The sequence below is a fragment of the Sphingobium sp. BHU LFT2 genome (assembly GCF_018604485.1).
Taxonomy (GTDB): domain Bacteria; phylum Pseudomonadota; class Alphaproteobacteria; order Sphingomonadales; family Sphingomonadaceae; genus Sphingobium; species Sphingobium yanoikuyae_A.
The window spans coordinates 1-2,073 of record NZ_JAFCGW010000057.1; the positions used below are offsets into that span (position 1 = coordinate 1).

The following is a 2,073-nucleotide window of genomic DNA, read 5'->3' on the forward strand; positions in this document are numbered from 1 at the left end:
GCGGTGACCCAGGGGATCGCCAAGCTGGAGGCGCAACTGGGCCTGCCGCTGTTCGCGCGCCAGCCCGGCGGCATGGTCGCGCTGGAACCGGCGGAACGGCTGAAGCCCCGGATCGATGCGGCGCTGCGCCTGATCGGCAGCAATCGGGTGACGGCGGCGCAGGTGCGCGCCTTCGTCGCCTTGGCGCGCGGCGGCAGCTATGCCGCGGCGGCGGTGGCAACCGGCGTGGCCGAACCTTCGCTGCATCGGGCGGTCGGTGATCTGGGGCTGGCGCTGGGACAAAGGCTGGTCGACCGGCGCGGGCGCGGCGTGATGCTGACCAGGGCCGGGACGCTGCTGGCGCAGCGGCTGCGGCTGGCGCTGGCGGAATTGCGGCAGGGGCTGGAGGATCTGGCCGACCTGCGCGGGCAGGAAGGCGGGCGCATCCTGGTCGGCGCGATGCCGCTGTCGCGCGCGCGCCTGATCCCCGATGCGATCGCCCGGTTCCGCGCCGATTTCCCGCTGGTCGACATCAGCGTGCATGAAGGATCGCATGCCGAACTGGTCGGCCCGCTGCGCGATGGCGAAATCGACATGATGGTCGGCGCGCTGCGCGATCCCGCCATGGCGCTGGACCTGACGCAACGGCCCTTGTTCGAGGATCGGCCGACCATCCTGGCGCGGCGTGGCCATGTGCTGGCGGCGGGCTGGGACGCCGATGCGCTGCGCCGCTATCCCTGGATATTGCCGCCGGAAGGCACGCCGCTGCGGCAATTGTGGCAGGCGATGTTCGCGGCGCTGGGCGGCGATCTGCCGGCGGTGCCGATCGAATGCGGATCGGTGATGACGATCCGGCAATTGCTGGTCGGCGGCGAGTATCTGACCTTGCTGTCGCACGATCAGCTGGCGCTGGAGCTGGAGGCGGGGCTGCTGATCGATATCGGCCCGGCACCCGGCGCGATCAGCCGGACCATCGGCCTCACCACGCGGGCTGACTGGCGCCCGACCCGGTTGCAGCAGCAGTTCATGGCCGCGATCGATCATGCTGCGGCGCATATGAATTCGTAAAATCTTATACTGATCCAGCGGATTCGATTGGCGGCATCAGACAGGATCCGTCATCCAACCCGACATGGAGCAGGAAATCGGTCTGATCGGATTTGGCGAGGCAGGGTCCACCTTTGCTGTGGCGGGGGATTGGATCGACGCGGCCCGCGTCTATGATATCCAGACAGATGTCGGCGCCACCCGCGATGCGATGCTGGCACGCTGTGCAAGGGCCGGCGTCCGGGCCGTGCCGACGCTGGCCGATGCCGTCGCGCCCGTCCCCTTCATCCTGTCGCTCGTTACCGCCGACCAGGCGCTGGCCGTTGCGCAGGCCGCCGCCGCCCATATCGCCCCCGGCGCCCTTTATTGCGATCTCAACAGCGTCGCGCCGCAAACCAAGCAGGCGGCGGCCCGCGCGATCGAGGCGGCCGGTGGCCATTATGTCGATGTTGCCGTCATGGCGCCGGTCGATCCGGCCCGGCTGAACGTGCCGCTGCTGGTCAGCGGCGCCCATGCCGATGCCGCGCGAGCAGGGCTGGCGCGGCTGGGCTTCACCAATATCCGCGTCGTCGGGGAGGCCGTCGGCCGGGCGTCGGCGATCAAGATGATCCGGTCGGTGATGGTCAAGGGGCTGGAAGCGCTGACCGCCGAATGCATGCTGGCGGCCGATGCGGCGGGCGTGCTGGACGAGGTGATCGGATCGCTCGACGCCAGCGAGAAGCCGCGTCCCTGGGACATTCGCGCCGACTATAATCTCGACCGCATGATGGTTCACGGACTGCGCCGCGCGGCCGAGATGGCGGAGGTGGTCAAGACGCTCGATGGCCTTGGCACCGGTTCCGCGATGACGCGCGGCACGGTCGAGCGCCAGCAGGCGATCGGCGCGCTGGGGCTCAAGACGCCGCCCGAAGGGCTGGGCGCCAAGATCGACAGCATCATCCAAGCAAAAGCAGAACAGACAGGAAAGGCCGACGCGGCATGACCATGATTATCGACTGCCACGGCCATTATACCGTGCTGCCCAAGGGGCATGACGCCTGGCGCGAG

At 68.9% G+C, this 2,073-nt stretch carries 2 protein-coding genes; both read left to right on the forward strand.

All coding sequences use genetic code 11. From position 1 onward, the window contains the following. Positions 1–1,047: LysR family transcriptional regulator (locus tag JQK15_RS26365; protein ID WP_214869599.1), on the forward strand; the 1,047-nt coding region annotated here is incomplete at its 5' end. Between the two features lie 64 nt (positions 1,048–1,111). Then, positions 1,112–2,008 (forward strand): NAD(P)-dependent oxidoreductase, encoded by an 897-nt coding sequence (locus JQK15_RS26370; RefSeq protein WP_214869601.1) that lies wholly within the window; start codon positions 1,112–1,114, stop codon positions 2,006–2,008. Positions 2,009–2,073 lie beyond the last annotated feature (65 nt).